Below are 24,980 nucleotides of genomic sequence, written 5' to 3' on the forward strand. Positions count from 1 at the left end.
CTCCAGCGGAATAGTGGAACAGCAAAAAGCGTCCCCCACAAAGGGAGTCGCTGTTTGCTGTTGCTGGAAGCAGCTGCTGTCAATGGTCTCACTCTGCTAGCACAATCGCTATAGTGGAAGCACCTCAGAGACCCGGCGCCGCTGTGCCTCAGCCATGATCTGGGCTTGCAGCTGCACCCGTTCCCAGGTAGCACTCAGGCCCTCGGCCTGCTGCCCGCTCATGATCGCTGCAAAAGCCTCCAGCTGGCCCACATAATAGTTCAGCGGTTCGAATTCGCATAGGGTGGTACGGTTGTCCGGCAGATCATGCCGGATTTTGAGCTTATAGAACCCCTTGATCGGCCGGAAGAAATCGGGGACCGTCAGCACGGTATGGTCGAAATACAGGATATGCGAGGCCCGGAATGGCAGCTCAAAGGAAGTGAGACACTCGGCCCTCAGCCCGTTCTTGTATTGCAACGCCGCCTGAAAGGTCCAATCGCAGCCATCCGGCCCGTCAAAGGCCGACTGCGCCAGGATCTCCTCCGGCTGTAGACCAGCAAGGGTCTGCACGAACTGCAACCAATAGCAGCCAAGATCGGCAAAAGCACCTCCGCCCTTCCCCCTGACACTCCGGTAATTGCCGGCATGCCTGTTCTTGGCAGGAACGGAGATTCGGGTGCTGATCCTGCGCAGCGCGCCGAATTCGCCCGAATCGACGATGCCCTTCAGCGCCTGCTGCCAGGGGTGACAGGCAATCATCAGCCCCTCGGTGAGCTTCGGGGCTGCAGGGTTGTCCTTCGCCAGCCTTAACTGTTCCGCTTCTTCAGGATGGAGACAGATCGGCTTTTCCACCAAGACATGCTTGCCCGCATTCAAGGCCCGGATCGCCCACTGCGCATGAAGCTCATTGCTGAGCGCAATATATATTCCATCCAGATCGTCCAGCTCCAGCAACTCGTCCAGACTAGCCGCCACATAGGGAATTTGGTACGCCTCAGCCATGGCCTCCGCTTTCGCCAAGGTACGGTTGGCAATCGCCGTGATCTTCACCTTGTCCACTATCCGTGCCGGCTCCAGCATCGCTGGAACCGCAATACTCGAGGCGCCCAGAATGCCGAGCTTATAGCTTGGCTCCTCTACCACACTGCTCATATCTGAGCCAGCGCAGCGTAGGTGTTCAAGTACAGCACATTACATTTGGAGCAGGCCGGAGACAAGCCTTCATCCATAATCCGCCGCAGCCGGTCGTAGCGGGCAGAATTCCATATTTCGGTGAGCGAGTATTCATTCACATTGCCAATCGCCAGCTCGCCAAAAAATTTACAGGCACTCACCATCCCGTTCGGGGCAATATCCACCCGGGTACTGAGCGCCAGACATTTCGACGTACTGCGGGATTTCATCGGCTTGCCGGCCACGAAATCCTCAATCTCATCAAAGTCCAGCCCCGGCTGATAACGGATTCGGGTATTATTCCAGGTATTGCTGTTAATCCGGCGCAGGTCTTCCGTCAGTCTGCTGATATTCTCCGGCTTGATATGGTATTTGAACGCATGCCAGCTGCTCCGGTGATCCGGTGGAAGCTCGGCCAGCCACTGGAAGTGTTCATCGTAGAAGCGGTCCATCGCAAAACTGGTGTCTTCCGAGATATACCATGGGAAGCAGAGCAGGACCAGATCGACGCCTTTTTGTTCAAAAAATTCCACCAGCTCGTACAACCGGCCGATCATATTGTCATTAATCACGTTGTGCACAGAGATCCGGCCGCGGAAGCGGCCCTGCTTGCGCAGCTCCAGCAAACGGTCAACGGCGTCGATGACCTTCTGGAACGAATTTTTGCCGCGCAGGAAATCATGCTCCTCCTGGAACCCCTCGATCGGGATCAGCAGCTCCAGATTGTCCGAGATTGCACACAGTTCCTCCTCGAACTTAGGGATCATATAGGCATTGGTACAGATCGTAGTATCGCGGGGATGCTCCTTAAGAAGGTCCAGAATCTCCTTGGCCTGCCGGTGAAACAGCGGCTCCCCTCCCCATAAATACAGGCGGGACTGCGCTTCGTCCGTCTCCTCCAGCAGCCTCTGGATCATTCCCAGATCCATATCCAGGTTCTGCTCTGCGGTATCCATATCATGATGGTAGCCGGATTCATTCCACTGGTAGCAATGCTTGCAGCGGAGATTGCAGCGGTTGGTCAGCTTGAGGGACATAATCTCCGGCATCACTGTCTTGAAGCCGGGATCATGCTTGCGTTCCCTGTGCGGGACCACCACATTCTTGATCGTACGTTTCAATGCCTCAAAGGACTGCTCGTCCAGACTCACTCTGCTGGTTGGCTGCATTAGCTTCTCCCTCCTGCTGTGGATAATTGTTCAGCATAGCTTGCCGCATAGTCCGGGTATTGACCTCTAGCGGCTCTGAGATTATTCGCCAGCTTGCGAAGTACATCATCATCATATCCTGACTCGGCCCACTCCCCGTAGGTGATACCGTAACCAAGCCCGACCCACAGATCACTGTTGATCTTCTCATGCGGGCCGAAGGGGTCGAGCAGCACCAGCGGTGTGCCCGAAGCCAGGGAATCTATCAAAGCGCCGCCGCCCGGCTTGCTGATGACTGCGGACGCCTGCCGGATGACTCCGTACATCCCCTCCCCGTAGCTCTGGCAGGGCGTGAAACGCTCTGTCCGGTTACCGGTTACTTCTGCAAACGGCGGGAAGGTATACTGCCCGCTGTCGTCCTTCGTCCAGGTCCGCCACTGCGGATCATTCATATAATAACGTCTGCCGCGGACAGGCCCGCCGATCTCCTCAATGCTGTAAGCGGCAATATCCAGCTCGTACCCCGCCGACTCCAGCGCGTCAAATTTCTCGCGGAAGGTGCCGATTCCCCAGCCGCCCCCATGAACGACCAGCCGCCCGTTCCTCGCCGCAGCAGGCAGTGCTTCCCCAGATCCGGCATCGATGCTGCACAGAATCTCTTGCTTCCCGGGATCATACATACTTACTTCATGGTAGCCTTCTGCGTAAGCCGGATTCAGCTTGCGCAGATTCTTCCACGATGGCGACAGGTCAGCGTCAATATACAGCAGGTCAGCATACACGCTTACCCCCGCCAGCTCACGGTACTGGTCCATAACATGCACCCAATGCCCGGACAAGACGATGAAGTGCTGCCGTTCCTCCTGCTTCCATTGCTGCAGCAAATGCTCAACGGCTGCGGGATCAAGGCTGCTTCTTATATCGGACGGTATTTTCTGAGAAGTCAGGGCTACGGCGAAGCTCTGCTGGTATGCCCTGCGGCTGTTGTCTGTCTGCTCCTTTTTGTGGTCAGGCATTAAGGCCTCAAACACCTCAACCTCTGCCTGAAGGCCCATCGCTGTGAACTTCCGTTCCAGCAGCAGACCAGGGACATAGAAGCCCAGGCCAAAGCCTGAGCATAGAATCGTCACGGTGTTATTCATTGGGGGGTTCCTTTCTTTATCGCAGGATAGTATAGCCTGTGCGCATGAGAGACTCATCCAGCGTACGGATGAGGCTCTGCTTGCTGTCTTCACTCCGGTAAGTCAAGGCTGCATACAGCTTGCCCTTCGTGGAACCGGCAGCACGGGAAGGGTCCAGCGGCTGGAGCGCGCTAGAGGTCAAGGGCATCACACCTTCACCTGCCCCCAGCGAGAATAAAATCCCCGTCTCCTCCATCCGCTCCAGCAGCTCCTCATAATGAACCTTGCCCATAGCCGCCAGCGGTACCTGTATCAGGCATGTGTGCATGTCCTCCTGCTTAAACCGGCGGTCCACATAATGCTTGATCAGACTCATCGACTTGCGGGCATTGATCTCTACCAGAGGCGCCAGGCTTCCGTCACGCAGCAGCATGGAATCAACACACACCTCACCGTAATATCCGTCAGCGTGCAGCTCCCGGCCTATGCTGTGCATGGTCTCCCAGTAGCCTTCCTTGTCCAGCTTCTCCAGCAGAGACGGCTGCGGGGAGCGGGATTCTCCGAAGGCGAAGCCCTGGTTCACCAGCTGCTGGGCAGACAAAAGGGTGACCCGGCCTTCCGGATCAATCTGAAACTGGCAGGAGAAGTCTGTCTCCCGGTCCAGCAGAGGCTCAAGGACAAACCGGATTCTTTTCCCCTGATTGCGGCTCGATTCCAGATGCCCGGCCATCCGGCGCAGCATACGCTCTGAATCCACCAGCTGATTCCCTTTACCGGATACCCCATACTCATCCTTGATCAGGAAAGCCCCCTTCTCCAGCAGTGCTTGTCCCGATTGCAGCAGCTCCTCCAGACTGTCGACCACTACCGCAATATTCGGCAGCCCCAGCCGGTCCCGCATCGCTGTAGAATAGCTCTTGGTATTCACCGCCCGTACAATCTCTTCATCAGGCAACGTAGGCAAAAGCTTGTACCGGCTAACCGCCTCCTGTATCCCGGGAAGCACGGCGAAGGGCTCCAGCAGCGCTCCTTCAGGTATTAAGCAGTCCGGTTCCTGCCCGGCGTCCATCCGGCCCAGCAGTTCAAATATATTCAGCGCCGCCTGTGCGGGAACAGACTCCACTGCCTCCAGGCGGAGCGCATCCATATTGGTGCTGAATGCATAACCGAGCGATTGCAGATAGTCATATTGTGCCCGGTTCATCCCCTGGCGGGTTAAGAGCACATCGCCGCTCCCGCAGAAGACAAACAGCATTTCATCCATCGCCTGCACGATAGCCAGCGCCTTCGCATCGGGAATGGCCGGCAAGGAGGCCAGATCCTCCTCCCGCCAGTACCGCTCCGACTCCAGGCTGCCGCAGTGCACAGCATTCCTCATCATACGGCAAGCCCGGCGACATAAGCGGAGAACCGGTCCACTGATTTCAGATGCTCCAGATCAAAGGTGTCGAAATCTACCTCTATATTGAATTCATCCTCGACTCTCAGAATAAAATTAATGATCTGCAGGGAGTCAAGTGCGGCGTCCAGGGTCAGGTCAGAAGCTCCGCTGAGCGTCTGAAGCAAACCTGGTTCCTCCTTGATTTCGGCAATAATCTCAATGACTTTCTGCTGCATGTGTCTACCCCTTTCAGGTTGCGGAATTGGAATGAATAGCATGAATATACCAAATTTTAAGTTGTTAATATATGGTTGAATGCGCCAAAATATTGAGATATACTAGGGTGGATTCCAGTCATCCAACATAAGGAAGCAGGAAACGGAGGTTTGTTTATGGAAGCTTTTCCGGTATTTACGGGGGATTATTTATTCGACTCCTCTTCACCCGTACAAATGCTCCTGACTCAAAATACGGTCACTTCCGTACGTCATCAGCACGATTTCGTAGAGCTGGCCTACGTGGTTCAAGGGACAGGCATTCATCTGGCAGGTAAGGATAAAATGCAGGTGGTGCAGGGGGATGTTCTAGTGATTCCGCCGGGGATATCCCATGTCTTTCATCCGCAGGATCTGAGCGGTACCGAGCCGCTGCTGATCCTGAATTGTATGCTCAGGCCCGGGCTTGACAGTGTGCTCAGAGAGCTGCCGGGTCCCTTATCCGAAGAGGCCCGCTTGCCGCTGCTTAAGCTTCTGGAGGTGCGGCAATGGTTTGGATACAGGGAGAAGAATAAGGAAATCCTCTTCCTGCTCGGGCGGCTACAGGGGATGCTGAACTCTGGCCCGCTTATGGATGAGCAGCGGCTATACCCGCCGCTACTGGAGCTGGCCAAACTGATTATGCCCGCAGCAGACACTCCCTTCGCCGAACGCCCGGGACCGCAGTATGACCCGCTGCATGATGTCCTCCTATATATGATCAGTAACTATAGTGAGCGGATCACGCTGAATGAGGTGAGCCGCCAGCTTGCGGTGAGCTCCCGCCAGTTCCAGCGGCTGCTTAAGAATAAGACCGGCAGGTCCTACATCCAGATCTTCCAGGAGATCCGGATGAAATACAGCTGTATCCTGCTCCTGTTCACGAAGCTTGGCGTCCAGTCCGTGGCCCTTGAGGTCGGCATTTACGACATGAAATACTTCTACCGGCTCTTCCGCGAATTCAGCGGCATGACTCCCGCTTCTTATCGCGACCGGCTGCACAGCCACTTCTGCTCGGCGAAGGAGATGATGAGCAGTGTTGAACATTGCTCCTGTTAAAAGTACCCACTACCCTAAGCTGCGCAGCTGTATTGATGATTGCATCCAGTCTGTAGCACAGTGGCAGGGACTGGACAGCAAAGGCATGTACGGCGATGCCTGGCAGATGTTCCTGGATGAGCCGCAAGCCCCGGACCAGCCTTTGATTGAACGGATACGGCTGCCCCGGATCAATACCGGCTATCTGTCCGCGTATCATGGCCTTACCTTCAGTTATATAGAACGGACTGAACCGGCAATGGATAGAAGCTACATGCTTGACCTGCTGGAGAATCAGCTGTCCTCAGGCATGCCGGTTCTGGTTGGCTTCGATTCCTATGACTGTCCCTGGTGTGTAGCCTACCGCAGGCTGCATACGAGCCATGCCTGTCTTGCCGTGGGCCTGGACAGGGAGAAGAGTCTGATCTATCTAACGGATGCTTACTATGGCAGGGATCTTGAAGTGATAGATTTCAGCATCCTTGAAGGGGCCTGTCATTTCTATGCTTTATTCGGGCAGTGCGAAGTCTCACGTTCCTGCTCAGATTGGAAGACGATCCTTCAAGAGGTGCTTACCAGCCCAGCCCAACAGATTCGGCCGGATCAAGTGGGCGTCCAGCTCAGGGCGTATGCCCAGGCCTATCTGGAAATAGGGATACAGCCTGATAACTCACCCGAAGCCAGTTCGGCCTTCAAAATCTATGCCAACGCCTTGCCGATCAGCCGAATCCGGTTCAGCCAATTCCTGCAGCTGCTGGAGCGCGAAGGCCCGGCGCCTGCTCTCTCCCGGGCGGCTGAAGGCTACCGTCAGGCAGGCGAGCAGTGGGATCTGATCAATCAGTTCATGATTAAGGGGATGTGCTCGGGCAACAAGCTCGCCGCGCGGGTGAAGCTTCATAGGAATATGTGTGAGATCATCCGCCTGGAAGAACAGCTTCTGGAGGAACTGGTAGATTTGGCTATGACTACGCAGCCTAGCAGATAGCTCCTCTACCATACAAAACAAATAGAGCAGCGGCCCCCAACCGGGAACCGCTGCTCTGCTCTTGTTAATCTAACTATACTGCTACTTGCGCACCGAGAGGACGAACCGCTCCAGCGCGCTTATATCCGTAATGCTCTGATTGCAGCCCTGATTATCCAAACATACGTACTGGCCCACGGAAGCAAAATTATCTGCCGCCGCCAGCTCCGGCTTGGTCTTGACGGTCAGGAAGGCAAGCTCCTGCTGCCGGTTGCAGAACAGGCAGTAGCCCTTCTTATGCATCGGCAGCATCCGGCCTTCCACACCAATGAACTGCCCTTCATGCGGATAGACGATGAACAGCTTGTTCGTGGCGATGTCCGCCCAGGCCAGATACGTGACATAACGGAAATCAAAGGACTGCAGGTCAGGCAGCTTCATCTTTTTATTCTTGGGAAACAGCTTCTGAATCTGCTTCAGCGTAATCGGCGGAAACGGCTCCAGATAAGGCTCCAGCCCGCTGGTATACTGCTGGAAGTCCTCGGCCTTCTCGAAGGTGGAGATTGCCCGCAGCATCTGCTCCTGCTCGGCGGTCAGTGAAGCGAAGGCCCCCGTCACGTTGAGCTCGGCGCTGTATCTTACGGTCTCCAGGACACGGCGGTCCGCTACCGAACGCAGTGTTTTCAGCACAAAATCCGCTTGTTTCTTAATATAATTATATTGATGGTTTCTAATAAATGTTGGTTTCACAGCTCTTCAGCCCCTTATTATTATTGATTACAGCAATAAGGTGCAGAGCCTGCGATTAGAAACGATAATATCTGTTTGGGCGATCAAGATTGTCCTGCCGCACCCCACGCAAAGTATCGCCCCGGATCAGGCTCTGCATGAGGACTCCCTAGCTAATGAGCAATTCGTTGCCATCCGTGTAACCCCCTATCAACTAACCTGCCAAAATTATAGCAGGAAATTACGGTCGGAACAATTCCAATTGTTATAGGTGTGCACAGCAGATGCCCTGGGATGACGGCGGATGGTGGAGCCGGTTTTTACTGTTTATTCTATAGCAAAAGGGTATTAAAAGATTCCGCATCCAGCTCCAGCTTGTAATGCGTGCCGTCATTCGAGAGGGTAACCGTCCGCGATTCCTTGAACGGATTGGCAATGACGAGGACCCGGCTGCCCTCCGGCGTCTCGAAGGCGACTGCATTGCCGGTCCATTTGCCCTTGAGTCCGATTCTGCTGGAGCCGGGACCCACGAAATGGGCGAAATGCTTCATGACATAGAACTCAGGATTGTTCACTGCCTTGACGCCTCCAGGGTCTACAGTAATCATGGAGTTCTGTTCCCATCCCCACGTACTGCGCCCCTTAGGCAGCAACACCATATTCCAGTAGATATACGCGTTCACGCCGTTAGTGAAATAATGCTGATACAGATTAAATACGTATTTGGCATAAAACCAGGTGTTCTCCCCGTCCCCGCATTCGTTCTCCGTCTGCATATAACGCAGTTCAGGATAGGCCTGTACCGTACGCTGGATGCCGTATTTGCCTGCCCACTGGTAGCCGACTCCCTTCACATACTTGTAAGCTTCAGGATCACTTAATACTGTATGGGCATAGGCATCGAAGCTGCTGTCCTTCTTCTTCATCCACTCGTCCCAAGGCTCCGGCGCGTTGATCGTGCCCAGCCAGATCTCCGTAGCAAGTCCATGCTGTTCAAAAGCCGGCCCCAGATAATCCCGGATGAATTCCAGCAGTTGCCCGCCGGTCCATACGCAGGAAGGGAATTTCTGATCGGCCACCACTTCGTTCTGAACATGTACCTGATGAATGGTAATTCCCTCTTCAGCATAAGCCTGGACGAACTTCACAAAGTAGAGCGCATAGGCCTCCAGAATATCCTTCTCCCAGCGCAAGCTGCCGTAATTGTAGACGCGCGGGAATTTCATCCACGTTGGCGGACTCCAGGGGGAAGCGAATAATTTCAGCTCCGGGTTCAGCTTGAGAGCCTCGCGGATATAGGGGATCAGATACTTGCGGTCCCGCTCGATGGAGAAATGCTCCATGGCGTAATCGCTGTCGGTCTCATTCAGGCTGTACCATTCCAGGGCATAGTCGCTGGCCCCGATCGGCAGGCGGCAAATGCTGAACCGCTGATCCCCTTCCGGGTGAAACAGCGAATGCAGCACAGCGCTTCTGTCCTCGTCTGCGAGGAGATTGAGCGCCTCGAACCCCAGCTCGTTGAAGCATCCGCCGAACCCTTCGATATTCTGATGCAATTGTCCGGTGAACGCCAGATCCACTGCTTCGGCAGTGGTGGCTTCCAGGGGATGGGATACCCAAGGCTCATTTTCTGTACTCGATATCCATACTTGTCCTGTCACGTCCACGCTTATGCCTCCTAATGCTGTAGATGTTTATTATATAAAACACACTTAAGGTTTGGACTGGGAGCTTGGTCGTCACTACGGTGAACATTTGGCCCTCCGGCCGCTGTTGTGTTTGGATTTCCTGATTAGAACCGCTGTTAGCGGTAGAAATTCAAACACAAAGGCGGACGCTATCGCTCCTACAGTTCCAAATTTCCCCTCCGTTCCTTTTCGCTCTTCATTAAGTTCTCCAGTGTTATGTTTATTTAATAATCATAACGCCCCAAGCACCAAGCGTAAGTTCCTCATCCTGTATCACCGGATTGCCGGACAGCAGTTCCGTTCCGGCTTCGTACGGATATTTAAAGCTGAGCGGCTGGGCTGAGTAGTTGTAGTAGTAACGGATGGTCTGGCCCTGGCGGTTCACGCCGGACTTCACGATGAGCGGGAACGACAGCTGCTGGTCTGCTCCCCATAACCCGGCCAGCTGGAGCGTATCACGCAGGATCTCCGCAAGTGCGGCAGGTCCGGTCATACAACCGATGTAGGTGGCTGTTCCTTCGCCGAAGGTATTCCGGGTGACGGCAGCATATTCGCCCCACTGGGGATGATCGTAGCTGGCCAGCACCTCCGCTGAACCGGGAACGATCATCTCCATCCAGGTGCGGACGGTGTGAACGCCTGCTTCCGATCCCTCAGGGAACAGCTTGCCGGTAAGTCCCGTAACCGCATTCGGCGTGGCAAAATGACTGTAAGCAATCCCGCAGGCCTCATGTATGATCCCTGGCTGTGCCGTATGACGAACCTTCACCTGTTCATCGGTGAATCCGCTCTTGAAGGAATAGACCACATGGCCGCCGCTGTGAACGTAGTCATTCAATTGCTGAAGCGCCTCATCCGAGACAGCGTATAACGCAGGAACCACAACCAGCTCATACTCACTGAGGCGCGGGCTGCCCGGCTGGATGAAATCGCAGGCGATGTTCATTTTATAGAGTTCATCGTACATCCAGCGGACCACATCGTTATAGATCAATCCTCCCGGCAGCTTGAACCATTCGATCGCCGACAGCGCTTCATTGCTGACCATAACGGCCACCTTACTGGTCTTCTTCAGTCCGATTAACTGGTCGCTTAACCGCTTGAAGTCCGCGCCGATAGTCATAGCTTCCTTATACACCGGGTTAGGCAGGAAGTCATGGCTGAGCAGCCCCTTCCAGTAGGTCTCGAAGGAGTTATGAATCGAATGCCAATGCCAGTAAGCGACCATCGAAGCCCCTGAGCCCAGATGGCTGAATGCCAGCTGCCGCAGCTGTCCCGGATATGGCGTCCACTCCGGGAACGCTTGCGCCTGCGTCTCCAGCACGAAGTAATTATCCTGCTTCAGCGAGCGGATCAGATCTCCCCCGAAGGCAATCTCGGCACCGGTCAGCTGGTCCTGGGACGGATGATAAATATCTGTACCGGCAATGTCAAAAGGCTGCGAAGCCGCAAAGTGGTCTACCGAAGGCTGAACACCGAAGGAATAGCCCCGCCACTCGAAATCGAAGTTATGCGTGGTGAACTGCCCCGGCTGCTTATACTCATTCACAATTCCGACCTGCCACGCCAGGAACTCATTCACCAGCCCCCGCTGGAACCGGGCAAATTCCGCACCCAGGCTGCCATTGATCGTCCCCACCATAGACGGGAAGTCCTCCCAGCTGTCGATCCGGTTACTCCAATAATCCAGACCGAACTGGTGGTTGATGGCTTCGAGCGTCCCGTAGGTCTCCCTCATGTACTTGACGAACCTAAGCTGGACGTTCGGTCCGGCCGTCTCATAATGCTTGGTCTCATTATCGATCTGGTAGCCGATCACCGCCGGATGCTTATGTACCACAGCCATCAGCTTGCGGATGATCCGCTCCGAGTAGAACAGATACGCCGGACTGGTGATATCCATAATCTGTCTGGCTCCATATTTGCCTTCCCCGTTCACGGTGACCGCCAGCACCTCCGGGTGCTCCTTGACCATCCAGGCCGGAACCGCATAGGTAGGTGTTCCTACAATGACATGAATTCCGGCCTCATGCATCGCATCCAGCACTCTACGTACAGAGGAGAAGTCGAATACCCCATTCTGCGGCTCATGTGTGCTCCAGGTCGATTCGGCAATCCGGACGGTATTAATGCCCGCATCCTTCATCATTTGGATGTCCTGCGTAAGACGGTCATAAGGCATGTATTCATCATAATAAGCAACGCCGTATAACAAGTGATCCATTATAGTCCTCCTGAAAGTTTTGATAGCATATACATCCTGAATTCTCTTCGCAAAACTGGCTTCGGAAGCATACTCTTAGAGTTTTGATAGCATACGCTTAGAGTTTGGTCCGCTTTAAGATCAGCCTTTTACCGCGCCCGCTGTCACGCCCTTGGTAATCTGTTCGTTGAAGATGGCGTAGATGACAATGGCAGGGATCGAGGTCAGCACCATGACCGCAAATTGTGAGCCGTAGTCTGAGGAATACTGGCCGGCGAAGTTCATAACCGAGAACGGCAGCGTCTTCAGCGCATCCTTACTCAGGAAGGTTGATGCCATAATGAATTCATTCCAGCAGTTCAGGAATGTTGTGACGATGACCGTAACCAGTGCAGGCGCGGTAAGCGGTGCAATGATCTGGAAGACAATCCGGTAAATATTCGCGCCGTCTACTACAGCGGACTCTTCCATGGCCCGCGGAATGCTCCGCATGAAGCCGGTCAGAATGAAGGTCCCCAGTGGTACAGACACTGCGGTGTATGGCAGGATCAGCCCGAGATAGGAATTCGTCAAGCCCAGCGCCTTGAAGATGGCAAAGTTAGGCAACAGGGTCGCATGAATCGGAATCATAATCCCCAGCAGGATAATGGTGAAGAAGACTGAGCGCAGCTTCCACTGCATCCGGGTAAAGGCATAGCCGAGCGTAAGGGACAGAATCACCGTTAACAGAATGGTTACGGAGGTAACGAAGGCGCTGTTAATGAAGTAGCGCAGGAATTTGCCGTCCACCCAGGCATTGATATAGTTCTGCCACTGGGGATCGCTCGGCCATTTCAGGACGCTGGAGGAGTAGAATTCATTGCTGCTGAGGAATGAGAAATCTACCAGCCAGATGAGCGGGAACAGCTGAACCAGGGCGACGATCAGGAAGAACACCCATAGTATGGTTTTTGTGCTTTTTGTCATGGTGATTCCTCCTTAGAATTCCGTCGCATCACTGCGGGTCAGTTTGTTGCTGAGATAGGTGGCAAGCAGGCAGACAATAATGAACAGAATCGAGATGGCGTTGGCATAACCATATTGGCTGGCCGAGAACGCCTTGTTATAGAGATACACGGCCAAGAATTGGGTGGAATCGCCGGGACCGCCGTTAGTGGTCAGGAACACGGTCTCCATCTGTTTCAAGGCGGTAATCATAGCCAAAGTAATCTGCACCGTAATAACCGGTGACAGCAGCGGAACGGTAATCCGCCAGTGCAATCGGAAGCCGGAGGCTCCGTCCAGTGAAGCGGCTTCATACATATCATCGGGAATGCCTTTGAGTCCTGCATAATAGAACAGCAGTCCCCAGCCGAAGCCGGCCCAGATCAGGATGAATAACATGGAGACGAGCGCAGTGCTGCTGTCCCCCAGCCAAGCATGCTTAAGGAAGCCGAGTCCCAGGGAATCCAGCATTTTGTTGAAGGCGCCGAAAGTCGGGTCAAGCAGGGATAACCACATTTTTGAAATAACGACTACAGAAATGACACATGGGATGAAGAAAATCGTTCTGAACCACTTCTCTGCCTTACCGCCTAGGCGGTCCAGCATAATGGCAAAAAAGATGGCAATCGGATGTTGGATCAGGATAAAGCCCAAACCGAGCAGTACGGCATTTCTAAGTGCCAGCCAGAACCTGGAATCGTGAAACAGCAGCTCTGTATAGTTGGCGAATCCGATGAATGCCGAGGGTGTTCCCGGAGACAAAGTGTCTCTGAACGAGTAATATGCGCTGAGCACAATTGGCACAAGAAAGGTCAGGGCGAACAGAAGAATCCCCGGAAAGACGAACAGAAAGATTGCCATTTTGTTGTTAAATACTTTTTGCATGGAACTCCAACTCCATCCTTAAGATTAGAGAGGGGCAAGAATGCTTCCCGCCCCGTCTCCTTTCATTCTCTATAGTGGTGATCTGTTATTGTGTTTCCGCAGCCTTTTGAAGATCGGCCAGCAGCTGTTCAGGTGTTGACCCGCCAGCGAAGAACTTGCCGAAGGCATTCTGTGCATCATCCTTGAACTTAGGTGTACCGGAGTCAAGGGCGATAGAACCCGCTGTGCTGGTAGCCCCGGTCAGAACTTCAGTCAGTTGCTTCTGCAGCTCGCTCTCTTTGCCGGTAAGCTCATATTTCTGTGCCGGTACAGCCGCTCCGGTATCCCATACAATCTTGGCCCATTGATCGGCAGACATCATATAATCGAAGAACTTCTTGGCTTCTTCAGGATGCTTCGAGCTGCTCACCAGTGAATATCCTCCGCCGTTCCAGGCCAAAAGATCGGTGTCCTTGCCTTTGCCGCCTTCGACAACCGGGAATTTCAGTACATTCACATTGTTGCGGAAGTCTTCCGGCAGCTTGTCATTCGTTGCCATCCCTGCTTCCCAGGAGCCCATATACCACATAGCAGCCCGGCCTTGCGTGAACAGGTTCTGGGAAGCGCCGTAGTCCGCTGTCATGAAAGATTCCTGGAACAGCTTGGTGTCTCTGGCTTCTGCCAGCAGCTTAGCCGCAGCTAGGAAGTTCTCATCACCAGTGAAATTCTTCTTCTTCGCTACCGCATCCAGCATCAGGTTCTGATCGCCGGTGAGGCGTACGACAAGATCCTGGAAGAAGGCCGCGAAGCTCCACAGGTCCTTACCGTTCATCGACATCGGCTCAATGCCTTTGGCGCGGAACTGCTTGCCCGCTTCCAGCAATTCGGCGTAGGTGGTAGGAATCTTGATGCCGTTGTCATCGAACAGCTTTTTGTTATAATAGATCACTTCATAGTCACTGTTGCGGGGCAAGCCGTAGAGCTTGTCGTTAAAGGTGAATGATTTGTAGACGCCCGGCAGGAATTTGTAGGTGTCCCCTTCGTATTCTGCAGGGTTCAGCTCTTTCACATAGCCGGCTTGTACCAGCGTATTCAGCTCTGCTCCGCCGTGAACCATTGTCACATCCAGCGCTTCGTTGGAGGCCATATACGCCTTCAGCTTGTTTTTGAATGGCTCCTCGGCGAGGGTCTCGATATCGATCTTGACATTGGGGTTCGCTTTGATATAGTTGTCGATTACCATTTGCTCTGCCAGCCCCTGGCCGGATTTACGGTCGGGAAGGTTTGAGAACAGACGCAGCGTTACTTCCTTGTCCGCAGAGCCGGTTGTACCGCCGTTCGTGCTGCTGCCTGCATTATTGTTCTTGTCATTGCCGCCTCCGCATGCGCTAAGCACCGAGACTGCCGCAAGGGCCGTAACCAGCAGTATATTACGTGTGGATTTTGAATTCATAACCATGTCATTTCCCCCTAATTGTTATTGATCGTGGGTTGCTTTCTTTGTTTCTGAACACATCGTACCAGAGCACTAGAGTCAGGGTCAGTAGAGAAAAAGAGAGTAATGTTGAAAATTGTCGACTTCGCTTGTCAACTCCCTTGTGTATATTCGGCATTGCGCATAAGATAAAAATCAAAAAGGTTAGTGATCCTGTGCTGCGCTACTACTTGAATATGAACCTGCGATACAAGATAACGATTCTGATCTTCCTGCTGATCACCGGGGTGGCCTGCACACTGGGCGCATACTCCTATAAGATCTCCAAGCAGCAGATTATCAATAAGGTGAGCAATTCCAACCAGAGTGTGCTCAAGCAGATCGACAGTAATCTCGCCCGTATGCAAAAGACGTTAGCCGACTGGGTCACGGTATTCAGCCTCGCTCCAGTCGTTCAGGACACTCTGAGGAGCAATACCCCGGATTCGGCGAAGATCGAGAACCAGCTCTATAACGGACCCACCGCGTCGATCATGAACCAGATGCTGGTGACCGGAAGCTTCGACTATCTGGCTCTGTACGGCAGCTTGTCCGAGCCGCTGTTTCAGGTTGCCACCGATGACAGCAGCGGTGCGTATAGTTTGAGCAAAATTACCTCAAATGATACTTATAAACAGACCGTTGCCTTAAACGGTGCCTCCTACTGGTTCCCGCTGACAGAAGAGAACAATGTATTCATTCAGAGTAACCGAAATGACAAGCTCGGCATGACCCGGATTATCCGCGATATTGTGAACGGGAACCGGATCGGCTTTGTGTTCGTCGGCATTAATCTGGAGACCATCCGCAGAACCTATCTGACGAATCTGTATGACAAGGATCACGGCATCCTCATTCTGAGTGAACAGGGCACACAGCTGCTGTCGGCAGGCAAAGAGACCTATAGTCCCGAAGCTATAGACTTCGTAATGAAGCAGGCCAAAGCCGGCATACTATCCGGCAACACCATCGTCAGCCTGGAAGGCAAGGATACGCTACTGAATTACAACATCAACGAAGATGGCTGGATCACCCTGTACAGTGTTCCGCTCCGTTCGCTGACCCAAGAGCTTAATTCCATCAAATCAGCAGTGCTCGTGATGGTATTAGCCAGCCTGGTGCTTAGTATTCCCCTGCTGATGTTCTTCTCCTCCTTCCTGACCGCGCCGATCAAGACGCTGCTGCTGTCGATGCGGCGCTTCCAGAACGGGCAGTTCGAGGAGAAGGTGGAGATCAAATATTGGGATGAGATCGGCCAGCTGAGCCGGGGCTACAATAATATGGTCGGCAACATCAAGGCGCTGGTGGACGATGCCTATCTGCTGAAGCTGAAGGAGCAGGAAGCGGAGCTGAAGGCTCTGCAATCGCAGATCAACCCCCATTTTCTGTACAATATGCTCGACACGATCTTCTGGGAGGCGGAGGCGGCAGGGCAGGACAAGATCAGCGAGATGGTGATCAACCTCTCCCGGCTGTTCCGGTTAAGTCTGAATCAGGGCAAGAGCTTCACCAGCGTAGCCAAGGAAAAAGAGCTGATTGAGCTGTATCTGTCGCTCCAGAAGATGCGGTTCCAGGAATCGCTCGAGTATGTGATCGACATTCCTGAGGAGCTGTACGCCTATGTCATCCTGAAGCTCAGCCTGCAGCCGTTCATTGAGAACGCGCTGATCCACGGCATTGAACGCAAGCGCGGCGGCGGACGGGTAAGCATCAGCGGACAACGCCGCGGAGAGAAGCTGATCTTCGTGATTGAGGATAACGGGAGCGGCATGAGCGAGGAGACGCTGCAAAAGATTCTCACCATGCCTGATGAGACGGATGTCTACACGGCCCGGGATGTCGGTGGCTATGCGGTGCAGAATGTCCAGGCACGGCTGAAGCATTTTTATAAAGGTGACTATGCCTTGAACTATTCCAGTGTCCCCGGAGAAGGCACGCGTGTGGAGATCGTAGTTCCGGTGATTGTAACTGACATGCAAGAATAGACGAAGCCAGAGCGAATAAATAATACGAATACAGATTGGAGGGGATGTCCCTTGTATAATATGATTATTGTGGATGATGAGGAGCGGGCGCGGGTAGGCATAAAGACCCTGATTGACTGGCATTCGCACGGCATCCATATTGCAGGCGAAGCCAGAGACGGTCTTGAGGCACTTGAACTCCTGGATAGCTATGCCGTCGATATCATGCTAACAGATATCCGGATGCCGCAAATGGACGGCCTGGAGTTAATCAAGGTTGTCTCCGAGAAATACCCCAGCGTCAAATCGGTCATTATGAGCGGATACGATGATTTCGCCTATGCCCAGCAAGCCATAAGATCCGGGGTCAGTAACTATCTGCTGAAGCCGAGCCGCCGGCAGGAGATTCTGAGCACGGTTCTGGCCATCACGGAGCAGATTCAATCGGAGAAGCTGGAGATTACCACGCTTGAGCATCTGCGGCAAGGGTTCCGGGAGAGTCTGCCCCTGCTGAAGGAGAAGACGTTAAGCCAGCTCATCCTCACTGAGAGTCCCGCGTATTCCCGGCTGCTGGCTAATCTGAAGATGAACCAGCTGGTTTTCCCCTATTTGCTGTACGGCATCATTCTGCTGCGGATTGACAATTTCCAGCTGCTGCATGAGAAGTATATGCATGAGGATACGGAGCTGCTGAAGTACGGGCTGAAGAATATCTGCGAGGAGTCGCTGCCGGAGACTGTGCTCTGCGTTGCCTTCGAGCATCAGGACGATATTGTGCTAATTCTCAATATGGACGAGCTGCCGGATCAGGAGGAATTAAGCGGTTATATCCGGATTATTCAGGAGAATATCGCCAGCTTCCTGAAGTTCACCGTATCCGCCGGGATCGGAAGTATTGACAAGAATATTGAGCATCTGCGCCACTCGTTCGTGGAAGCCTGCCAGGCCCTGAATACAACCAACTACACCGGCATCGCAAAAATCGTGGAGTACAGTGGCGAATTCGATGCCGAGTCCTCTCAATCCTCCTATCCCCTGCATGAGGAGCAGGAGGTGCTGAAGGCGGTACGCGGCGGCTCTTCCGGGGATATTGCCGATAAGCTGACGCTGTTCAATGTTGCCCTGCAGCCCGAGACGGTGTCCAGGGACCAGGTGATCAAGTCGAGCTTCGCGCTGTTCTTCGCGCTCTATAAATTATGCATCGAGAACAATGTCAACGTGAACAAGGTGTTCGGGCAGAATCTGACCGAGCTGATCCATGTCCTGTCCCGCTCCAGTCTGGATAATCTTTTTCAGTCTCTGCTGGAGACGGCCCAGCGGGTCAGTGAGCATCTGACGTCCAAGAAGAACAGCAACAAGCTGCTCGAAGCGGCCAAGAGCTATATCGGCGAGCACTTCATGAAGGATATCAACCGCGAGATCGTCGCCAGAGAGATCTATATTACCCCGGGATATTTAAGCCTGCTGTTCAAGCAGCAGCTTAAGATCAGCTTCATCGATTATCTGCATAAGGTCCGTATTGAACATGCCTGCCAGCTATTCAAAGATCCCGGAATGCGGATCGAGGATATCGCGCTGCAGTCCGGGTATAATGATACGAAATATTTCTATCAGGTGTTCAAAAAGTATAAAGGACTCACGCCCAATCAGTTCCGCAGCAATACGGAGTAAACGCATCCTGAAGGTTTGCCGTGTCCCGATTAAGGTACCATCGATAAGCGCTAGCCAAATGTGTTCGGTTTTCCGCATACATTTGGTCCATGAGCATAGAAGGCCAGCAGCCTTTCCAACCGGAGAGACTGCTGGCCTTCTTGCATGATGACGCTAAGAAGCCGATGCTGAACTATTAACCAGACTACTGCGCTATTTACCAGAATGCTGTCCTATTGCACCGGAATGCTAATCTCTGTTCCGCCAGAGGTGAGCACTGTAATACGATCTCCGGCGAATTTGACCTTAAGCAAGACTTCAGGGGTCTGCTCCAGAACCAGGCCGGGGGTGCCTCCCCCATCCACTGGCGGGTTCGCCGAAGGATCGCCATATACCGCAGAAGCCAGCCAATGCACCCCAGGCTCAAGCGAAGCGGTCAGGGTAGGCAGCACTGTCCGGGGACGAAGCAGGTTCGTATTCGCATTGGGCCAGATCAGCTCGGCCTTCGAGTAGCCTGTCAGCCCCTTGATGCCGCACGTACCCCATGCTGTAGCTGCCGCTGCGCCGATTCCGCTGAGCTGCTGTGTAGGCTCCGCTTCCTGGCCCAGCGCGAATCCGCCCTCGGCGGCATCCAGCGCCCGCCCTGTCTCCAGCCGGTGAATGCGGATATGCCAGGGCAGGCCCGCGATGATCCAGGTCCGTACCTCGACGTCAGCCCATGGCTTCCAGACCGACCGCAGGACGTTGTCCGTAATCTCTGATTCCAGATTCCGGCGCCGTACCCGGTAGAGGTTATCTCCTCTTTCGCTTAGCGCAAGCATAGAATCATAGGCGCCCTGTGACAATCCCCATTCCGAACGGGGAACGCTGAACCCGAAGCCTGTAGAATAGACGAATTTCTCGTATTTGGCTGAGGTATGCGTATGCTCATTGGTAGATAGATGCCCGCTGTTGAAGGCGGCCACATGACCGGAAGCCGGCTCGCGCACCAGGACGAGATGCGGCGGATGTTGCACACTCACCGCCGGAAGCTCCGGCAGCGGCAGCTCTGGTTCGCTCCAGAATGGATGCTCTTCGCCGAGAGCGAGCGGCAGGAAGGTCTTCAGCGCCCAGTAGGGCGAACCGGGAGCATTATAATTCTCTGCCATGACCAGATTCGGATACATGTATCCGATGGTCAGCACACCGGCTGCATCGAAGATGGGCTGGCGGAACCACCAGCGCAGGTTGCGCAGGACGATGCCTTTGACCACACCGGCAGAGAAGCCCTCCACCTCTGCATAAGCCAGGGCGCTCCAGAATGCAGACTGGGCGAACCGGTAGGCCAGACTGCGGCCGTAGGGAAGCGCAGCGCCATCCGGGGCGAACCAGCCTATAAATTCAGCGGCAAACAGCCGGGCGCGTTCCTTGAACAGCCGGGAACGCTCCGGGTCCTCCCGTTCCATCAGCTTCGCATACAGCAGCGAATAGTAATGGATGGCGAAGGGCCCATAATAATCGCAGTGTCCGCCAACACCGTCACTGTACCAGCCTTCACCCAGATAAAACGCATCCATCCGTGCCAGATTTCTCTCCAGCTGCACCGCATCATAGGGCCGCCCTACCTTACGGAAGCCCACATTCACCAGTACATTGAAGAACAGCCAGTTACAGTCGTAACAGGGATGGGAATTGATCTGGTTCAACCAATTATAGAGATGCTCCTGCTCCTGCGGAGCAAGCGGGGACCAGATGTGCTCCGGGATTGCTGCAAGCGCAAAGCCGAAGGCAGCCATCTCCACCAGCCGCTGGTCAAAGTCCCGTACATCGCCCCAATATTCCTCATGGGACGGATCGGTGCCGTGCCGGATGCCATCCAGCACAGTGGGCCATAGCTCATTGTTCCCGCCTCCGGCAAGCAGCGGAATCAGTCCCCAGAGTACCCGGGAGAAGCCCTCCATTCCGGCGGTGGCTGACGGATAACTTGCTCCGGTAATCCCAATCTCAAGTCTGGCGCAGCCTCTGCTATAGAGCGGCCGAAGCGGCTCTGTGAGCTGGTCAAGGGCAGCCAGCAGGTCGTCCCGGGTCTTCAGCGGATTGCTCTGAATCGCCAGATTGCCCGTCCCCGAATCGCCTGTTCCCGGATTTTCAACCAGCGGAGTCCTCTTATTGTTCGTCATTATCATACTCCCCCTACTCCCAATAGAACGGGCCTGCTCCCTTGATCCGGGCCAGTGACTCGACATAGAAGAAATCCCCGTAGATCAGCGGCACATCAATGTTCCGGTCCTCAGGATAGTTGCTGGTGCCGTGAAGAAGCAGCCCCTGTTCGCCGGGATGGTCCCAAGTTCCGTAATTACGGTAGAGAGATTCCGTAATTCTAAGCGCCCCGTTCCGGTAGATATAAGCCTCTGATTCTTCCACCAGCCCGGCCAGCAGCAGCAGACCGCTTGCCGCGCAGGAACCGGCTGAAGTATCACGGATCTCCCCGACATCGCCGGGAGCGCGGAAATCCCAATGCGGCACCTGATCCTCCGGCAGCCGGGTCAGGAAGAAATGCGCAACCTGCTTGGACGCATGCAGGTAGCTCAGCTTGCCGGTATGATGATAGGCCAGCGCCAGTCCGTAGAGCGCCCAAGCCGCCCCGCGCGACCAGGCCGATTCCGGCGCATAGCCCTGTCCGCCCAGCTTCTCTACCACTTCGCCCGTCTCCGGGTTGAAGTTGACAATATGATAGACGGAGCCGTCCGGCCGGATGAAATGCTCCAGCACCGTATCCATATGCGCCTCCGCGATATGCCGGTAACGCGGGTCTCCGGTGACTTCGGAGGCCCAGAACAGCAGGCTGGTGTTCATGCTGCAGTCAATAATGGCGACCCCGCTGTTGTCCTCGCCTTCTCTCCAGGGATTCCAGGCCCGGATATAGCGGCCCTTCAGGTTGAAGCGGGCGGCAAGATAGTTGGCGGCCTTCAGCCCGCGGACCCGTGATTCTTCACTGCCCGTCAGCTTGTAATTGGCGACGCTGGTCAGCAGCCACATGAAGCCAAGGTCATGATCCAGCTTCACGTAGCCGTCCAGCACCTCATCCAGCCGCTCTTCGCAGCGCTCGGCTACTGCCTTCAGGCTCTCATCGCCGCTCTCGGCATAGAGCTGCCAGAGCATGCCCGGCCAGAAGCCGGCGGTCCACCAGCTTGGTACCTCCAGGACATATTTGCCGCCTTGACTGGCATGCGGGAATTCGGCTCCGATGCTGATACTGTTCGTTCTCGTCTTCTCCAGTGCCTTACTCCAAGCCTCATCTACCCAAGCCTGATCTATGGTTCTGTTCATTTGAATCCCGCCTTTGTGTGAATGATATAGCCGTGCAGTGCGTCTTACATAAATTCAAAAGTAAACACCAATACGCCATCTGCTCCGGGCTGGAGAACCTGGAAGTCCAGAGTATGCCACACCGTGTCCTGGCCATAGTGATCCTGGTACACATGTGCGGTAATCTCCGGCCGGACGATCTGCGGATCGTAGATCACCTGAACGCCGTGGCCTTCGGCACCCGGTAGCAGTACTCGCCCTGTACCCGTCAACTCCGGTCTGCGCCACGTTACGAACCGTTCCGTCCAGCTTGCCGGAGTTCCGTCATACCGGTAAGTATCTGTCAGCTCCAGACGAGGCATTTCCTCCTTATGCCAGACCAGCGAACGGACCAAGGATTGCAGTCCGGCTACCGGGTACGCCCGGGCCAGCTCCAGCGTCAGCTCATCCTTCGCCGCCGCTGCCGATGCATGCAGCACCGTTGCCTGGAACTCCCGTCCTGCCCCCTGGTACTGGCCGTCAATAATCGGCACGCTGTGGCCCTGCGACCCGTTGCAGTCATAGCCGTAACGGCCGGCACCGAAATAGTCCGCCGTGTACTCTCCGCTGCCCAGATCAGCCGCGAAGATCTCCCCCCGGCCGCTCAGAATGAATTGGCCCAGGTCATTATGGTTATGCGGCTCGTCGTTGTGGCCGCCCTTGGCCGCGAAGCCGAAGGCGCCCGCCCCAGAGACATGCCGCGATACGAGCCAAGCGGCATCGGGCAGATAGCTGCTGCCAGCCTCCCATGACTCATTCTCCTCCCCGGCTCTTGTCCAGATCAGATTGCGCAGAGCCGGTGCGAAGCGGCTGCAGTGATCCTCCGTGAACGGGGCGCGCAGCGCAGACGGCGGGCGCAGGACATCCGGATAGACGTCCGCCAGATAATGAGAGAGTCCCATATGCACCCGCACCCGGGGCACTGAATCGGAGAAATTGGCGACATAGCTGCCGTCAATGAAGCATTGCTGCTGGAAGCGGGCGATCTGTGCCACCTTTTCCTGCTTGAACCAATCCAGCCTGCCTCCGCTTCTTGCACGGAGCAGATCGCTGTAATAAGTGAAATAGCCGAACCCGTAATTCCAATAGCCCAGCCCCTCCTGGCAGGCCCCGTCTGCCCCGAAGCCCTGCAGATAATAATTCATGCTGCTCTCTGTCTTCAGCAAGATTTCCGCCAGCATGTCCTTGTCCTTCACAAGGAGCAGTGCAGCCGCACCCACAGAGCCCGCACAGACCGCCGCCCAATTGTGAGTGGAGGTCTCCCAGAAATAAGGGCCATGCGCAAGGAACGGCTGGAAGATTCTATTCTCCACCTCACTGCGTATCCGGGAACGGAGCAGCAGCGGGAGACGCTCCCCGACCAGCAGCAGACATTCACTTAAAGTAAAGCCTGTCTCGGCGGAGAACAGATCGATATGGCGGTTGATCTCAGCAGCCTCATGCTTCTCAGGAAGATGGGCGGGAACGCACCATGTGTACTCATCGCAGATCGCCCATAGAATATCTGTCAGTTGCTCCAGAGCTGCTGCGTTCTCCGGCTCCAGCAGACTTAGGAACACATACGTATTCAGCCTTCTTCTCCGTTCAAAATAAGGCCGCTCATACTCCAGTCTCGACCCCGTCTGCCGGAAAAGGGTAAACAGACTGTACGTCAGCAGCGGTATAGGCTGCCCTTCCAGCCTCCGTGCCTCTGCACGAATCTCACTGAGACTGGCTTGTAAGACTTGAGAAGATCCCGCATCACTCCAAAAAGCGGCCGAATCCCCTTGCGGATAATATAAGCTGAGATCTGCCGGCTTCATGTTCTCTGCGATTGCCTTAAGTTCCTGTATGTTCATGCCTAAGCTCCCTCTCCTGTTCAGTCTGTCTGCATCCCTTATTCCAAAGCATGGTCCCGCATCACATTCTCGCCGTCCGCGATTCTCCGTGCCGTCCATTTCATATCCTCGCCCGACCAGAAGGGATCAGCAGGAAGTAAGCCCAGCGGCAGGAAAACAGCGGCGCACAGATACAGACTGCCTGTATTAATGTAGCTCTCGGCCAGCTCCGGCTGATAGCCGTAGATCCCCGGCTGCAGCCAGCCGTTCTCATCCAGCGTGTCCGGGTATTGCATAATCCGGTTAATGACTGCGGTCAAGGCGCAGCGCACCTGGGCCGGAGGCAGCGAGTTTTCCAGGAAATGCTGGAGCGCCGCCTGCGACAGCAGCTGAAATGCCCCGAACCGGTAGACAATCGAACGCCCGAGGAACGGATACGTTCCATCAGGGGCGATACTGCGCTCCAGCACGGATGCATATCTCTGCGCCCGCTGCAGGACCAAGGGTCTAAGCCGGGCATACTCCTCATTCTCCTGTTCGAAAAGGGTAACCACATCCAACAGCATCGGCTGAATGACAAAGCTGTTGTAATAATCCCAGTGGAAGTCCTTCCCGTCCCCGTAGACTCCGTCACCCTTGTACCAGTCCATGAACATGTGGACCGCATAACCCACGCGCATCCGGTCATACTCCGGATCGCCCAGCAGGTATAACGCTGCTTCCACCATCGCACTGAACAGCAGCCAGTTGCTGCCGCTGGGGGCGGTCCGCCGCGTCTGCTTAAGCGCCGTAATCAGATTGCCTTTAACCCGTGTACTAAGCCGGGCTGTAACCGCTTTCGGTGCACGCACCAGAGCATGGGCCAGAAATGCCGCATCGACCAGCGGCTGGCCTTCGGTCTTGAATTCCATATAGTCAGGCGATTGTGGATCGACCGCCGCATCAATCGCTTCCAGCATCAGCCCGGCATAACGGGCTCTTAAGCGCTCCTCTTCACCCTCCAGTCCCTGAAGCTCCAGCCAGGGAGCCATTCCGCAGGCCAGCCGTGCAAAAGCCTCCAGATGCGCAAACTGACTGCGCCCGCTATGAAACTCCGCAGGTAACTGTTCTTTCAGTTTCCGCGCAGAGAGCGCCTCCAGGACCGGCGTTCCAATCCGCAGCATCGTATCCAGCCAGTATTTACGCTGTTCTATCCCACTCATCCCTAGTTCCACCCTCT

19 protein-coding genes are annotated in these 24,980 nt (G+C 54.7%); 4 read left to right on the forward strand and 15 right to left on the reverse strand.

Going from position 1 to position 24,980, the window contains the following annotated elements:
* Nucleotides 1-108: 108 nt before the first annotated feature.
* The 5 genes from NST69_RS20930 to NST69_RS20950 are packed head-to-tail and all read right to left on the reverse strand — an operon-like array spanning nt 109 to nt 5,041.
* On the reverse strand, nt 109-1,134 hold the full coding sequence (locus tag NST69_RS20930) for a Gfo/Idh/MocA family oxidoreductase (RefSeq protein ID WP_342547020.1): 1,026 nt from the start codon (nt 1,132-1,134) through the stop codon (nt 109-111).
* Nucleotides 1,131-2,324 carry a radical SAM protein gene (locus NST69_RS20935; protein WP_342547021.1) on the reverse strand — a complete coding sequence of 398 codons (1,194 nt, stop codon included), beginning with the start codon at nt 2,322-2,324 and terminating at the stop codon, nt 1,131-1,133. Before NST69_RS20935 ends, NST69_RS20930 begins: the two co-directional genes overlap by 4 nt.
* Nucleotides 2,324-3,445 (reverse strand): UDP-glucuronosyltransferase, encoded by a 1,122-nt coding sequence (locus NST69_RS20940; protein ID WP_342547022.1) that lies wholly within the window; start codon nt 3,443-3,445, stop codon nt 2,324-2,326. The genes NST69_RS20935 and NST69_RS20940 overlap by 1 nt, the downstream gene beginning before the upstream one ends.
* Before the next feature lie 16 nt (nt 3,446-3,461).
* The gene (locus NST69_RS20945; RefSeq protein WP_342547023.1) at nt 3,462-4,805 is read right to left on the reverse strand and encodes a hypothetical protein; all 1,344 of its coding nucleotides are present in this window, start codon (nt 4,803-4,805) and stop codon (nt 3,462-3,464) included.
* Nucleotides 4,802-5,041, reverse strand: coding sequence for an acyl carrier protein (locus NST69_RS20950; RefSeq protein ID WP_036731643.1), 240 nt, complete (start codon nt 5,039-5,041; stop codon nt 4,802-4,804). Before NST69_RS20950 ends, NST69_RS20945 begins: the two co-directional genes overlap by 4 nt.
* 156 nt (nt 5,042-5,197) lie before the next feature.
* On the opposite strand from NST69_RS20950, the gene NST69_RS20955 reads away from it, so the two are divergent.
* Nucleotides 5,198-6,118, forward strand: a complete 921-nt coding sequence (locus NST69_RS20955) for an AraC family transcriptional regulator (RefSeq protein ID WP_342547024.1) — start codon at nt 5,198-5,200, stop codon at nt 6,116-6,118.
* Complete coding sequence (locus NST69_RS20960) at nt 6,096-7,082, forward strand: hypothetical protein (protein WP_342547025.1); 987 nt, start codon at nt 6,096-6,098, stop codon at nt 7,080-7,082. The genes NST69_RS20955 and NST69_RS20960 overlap by 23 nt, the downstream gene beginning before the upstream one ends.
* 81 nt (nt 7,083-7,163) lie before the next feature.
* On the opposite strand, the gene NST69_RS20965 is transcribed toward NST69_RS20960, so the two are convergent.
* From NST69_RS20965 to NST69_RS20990, 6 genes are all read right to left on the reverse strand, one after another.
* Nucleotides 7,164-7,811, reverse strand: coding sequence for an elongation factor G-binding protein (locus NST69_RS20965; protein WP_036731637.1), 648 nt, complete (start codon nt 7,809-7,811; stop codon nt 7,164-7,166).
* 311 nt (nt 7,812-8,122) lie between these two features.
* Nucleotides 8,123-9,394 carry a glycoside hydrolase family 30 beta sandwich domain-containing protein gene (locus NST69_RS20970; protein ID WP_342550203.1) on the reverse strand — a complete coding sequence of 424 codons (1,272 nt, stop codon included), beginning with the start codon at nt 9,392-9,394 and terminating at the stop codon, nt 8,123-8,125.
* 304 nt (nt 9,395-9,698) lie between these two features.
* Nucleotides 9,699-11,702 (reverse strand): beta-galactosidase, encoded by a 2,004-nt coding sequence (locus NST69_RS20975; protein ID WP_342547026.1) that lies wholly within the window; start codon nt 11,700-11,702, stop codon nt 9,699-9,701.
* Between the two features lie 120 nt (nt 11,703-11,822).
* Entirely contained in the window at nt 11,823-12,647 is an 825-nt protein-coding gene (locus NST69_RS20980) for a carbohydrate ABC transporter permease (RefSeq protein ID WP_036731633.1), read from the reverse strand.
* 12 nt (nt 12,648-12,659) lie between these two features.
* Nucleotides 12,660-13,550: a sugar ABC transporter permease gene (locus NST69_RS20985; RefSeq protein WP_036731631.1), complete on the reverse strand. Its 891-nt coding sequence runs from the start codon at nt 13,548-13,550 to the stop codon at nt 12,660-12,662.
* A gap of 85 nt (nt 13,551-13,635) precedes the next feature.
* The gene (locus tag NST69_RS20990; RefSeq protein ID WP_341167580.1) at nt 13,636-14,988 is read right to left on the reverse strand and encodes an extracellular solute-binding protein; all 1,353 of its coding nucleotides are present in this window, start codon (nt 14,986-14,988) and stop codon (nt 13,636-13,638) included.
* Nucleotides 14,989-15,179: 191 nt separating this feature from the next.
* On the opposite strand from NST69_RS20990, the gene NST69_RS20995 reads away from it, so the two are divergent.
* Nucleotides 15,180-16,988: a sensor histidine kinase gene (locus tag NST69_RS20995; protein WP_342547027.1), complete on the forward strand. Its 1,809-nt coding sequence runs from the start codon at nt 15,180-15,182 to the stop codon at nt 16,986-16,988.
* 60 nt (nt 16,989-17,048) lie between these two features.
* Nucleotides 17,049-18,638 carry a response regulator gene (locus NST69_RS21000; protein ID WP_342550204.1) on the forward strand — a complete coding sequence of 530 codons (1,590 nt, stop codon included), beginning with the start codon at nt 17,049-17,051 and terminating at the stop codon, nt 18,636-18,638.
* A 212-nt stretch (nt 18,639-18,850) separates the two neighbouring features.
* On the opposite strand, the gene NST69_RS21005 is transcribed toward NST69_RS21000, so the two are convergent.
* Genes NST69_RS21005 through NST69_RS21020 form a run of 4 tightly spaced genes read right to left on the reverse strand, consistent with a single transcriptional unit; the run spans nt 18,851 to nt 24,963 of the window.
* Nucleotides 18,851-20,776 (reverse strand): DUF2264 domain-containing protein, encoded by a 1,926-nt coding sequence (locus NST69_RS21005; RefSeq protein WP_342547028.1) that lies wholly within the window; start codon nt 20,774-20,776, stop codon nt 18,851-18,853.
* A 13-nt stretch (nt 20,777-20,789) separates the two neighbouring features.
* On the reverse strand, nt 20,790-21,926 hold the full coding sequence (locus NST69_RS21010; RefSeq protein ID WP_342547029.1) for a glycoside hydrolase family 88 protein: 1,137 nt from the start codon (nt 21,924-21,926) through the stop codon (nt 20,790-20,792).
* 44 nt (nt 21,927-21,970) lie between these two features.
* Nucleotides 21,971-23,782: a hypothetical protein gene (locus NST69_RS21015; RefSeq protein ID WP_342547030.1), complete on the reverse strand. Its 1,812-nt coding sequence runs from the start codon at nt 23,780-23,782 to the stop codon at nt 21,971-21,973.
* A 38-nt stretch (nt 23,783-23,820) separates the two neighbouring features.
* Nucleotides 23,821-24,963, reverse strand: coding sequence for a DUF2264 domain-containing protein (locus tag NST69_RS21020; RefSeq protein WP_342547031.1), 1,143 nt, complete (start codon nt 24,961-24,963; stop codon nt 23,821-23,823).
* Nucleotides 24,964-24,980 lie beyond the last annotated feature (17 nt).

The organism is Paenibacillus sp. FSL P2-0089, assembly GCF_038595095.1.
Taxonomy (GTDB): Bacteria; Bacillota; Bacilli; order Paenibacillales; family Paenibacillaceae; genus Paenibacillus_AQ; species Paenibacillus_AQ silagei.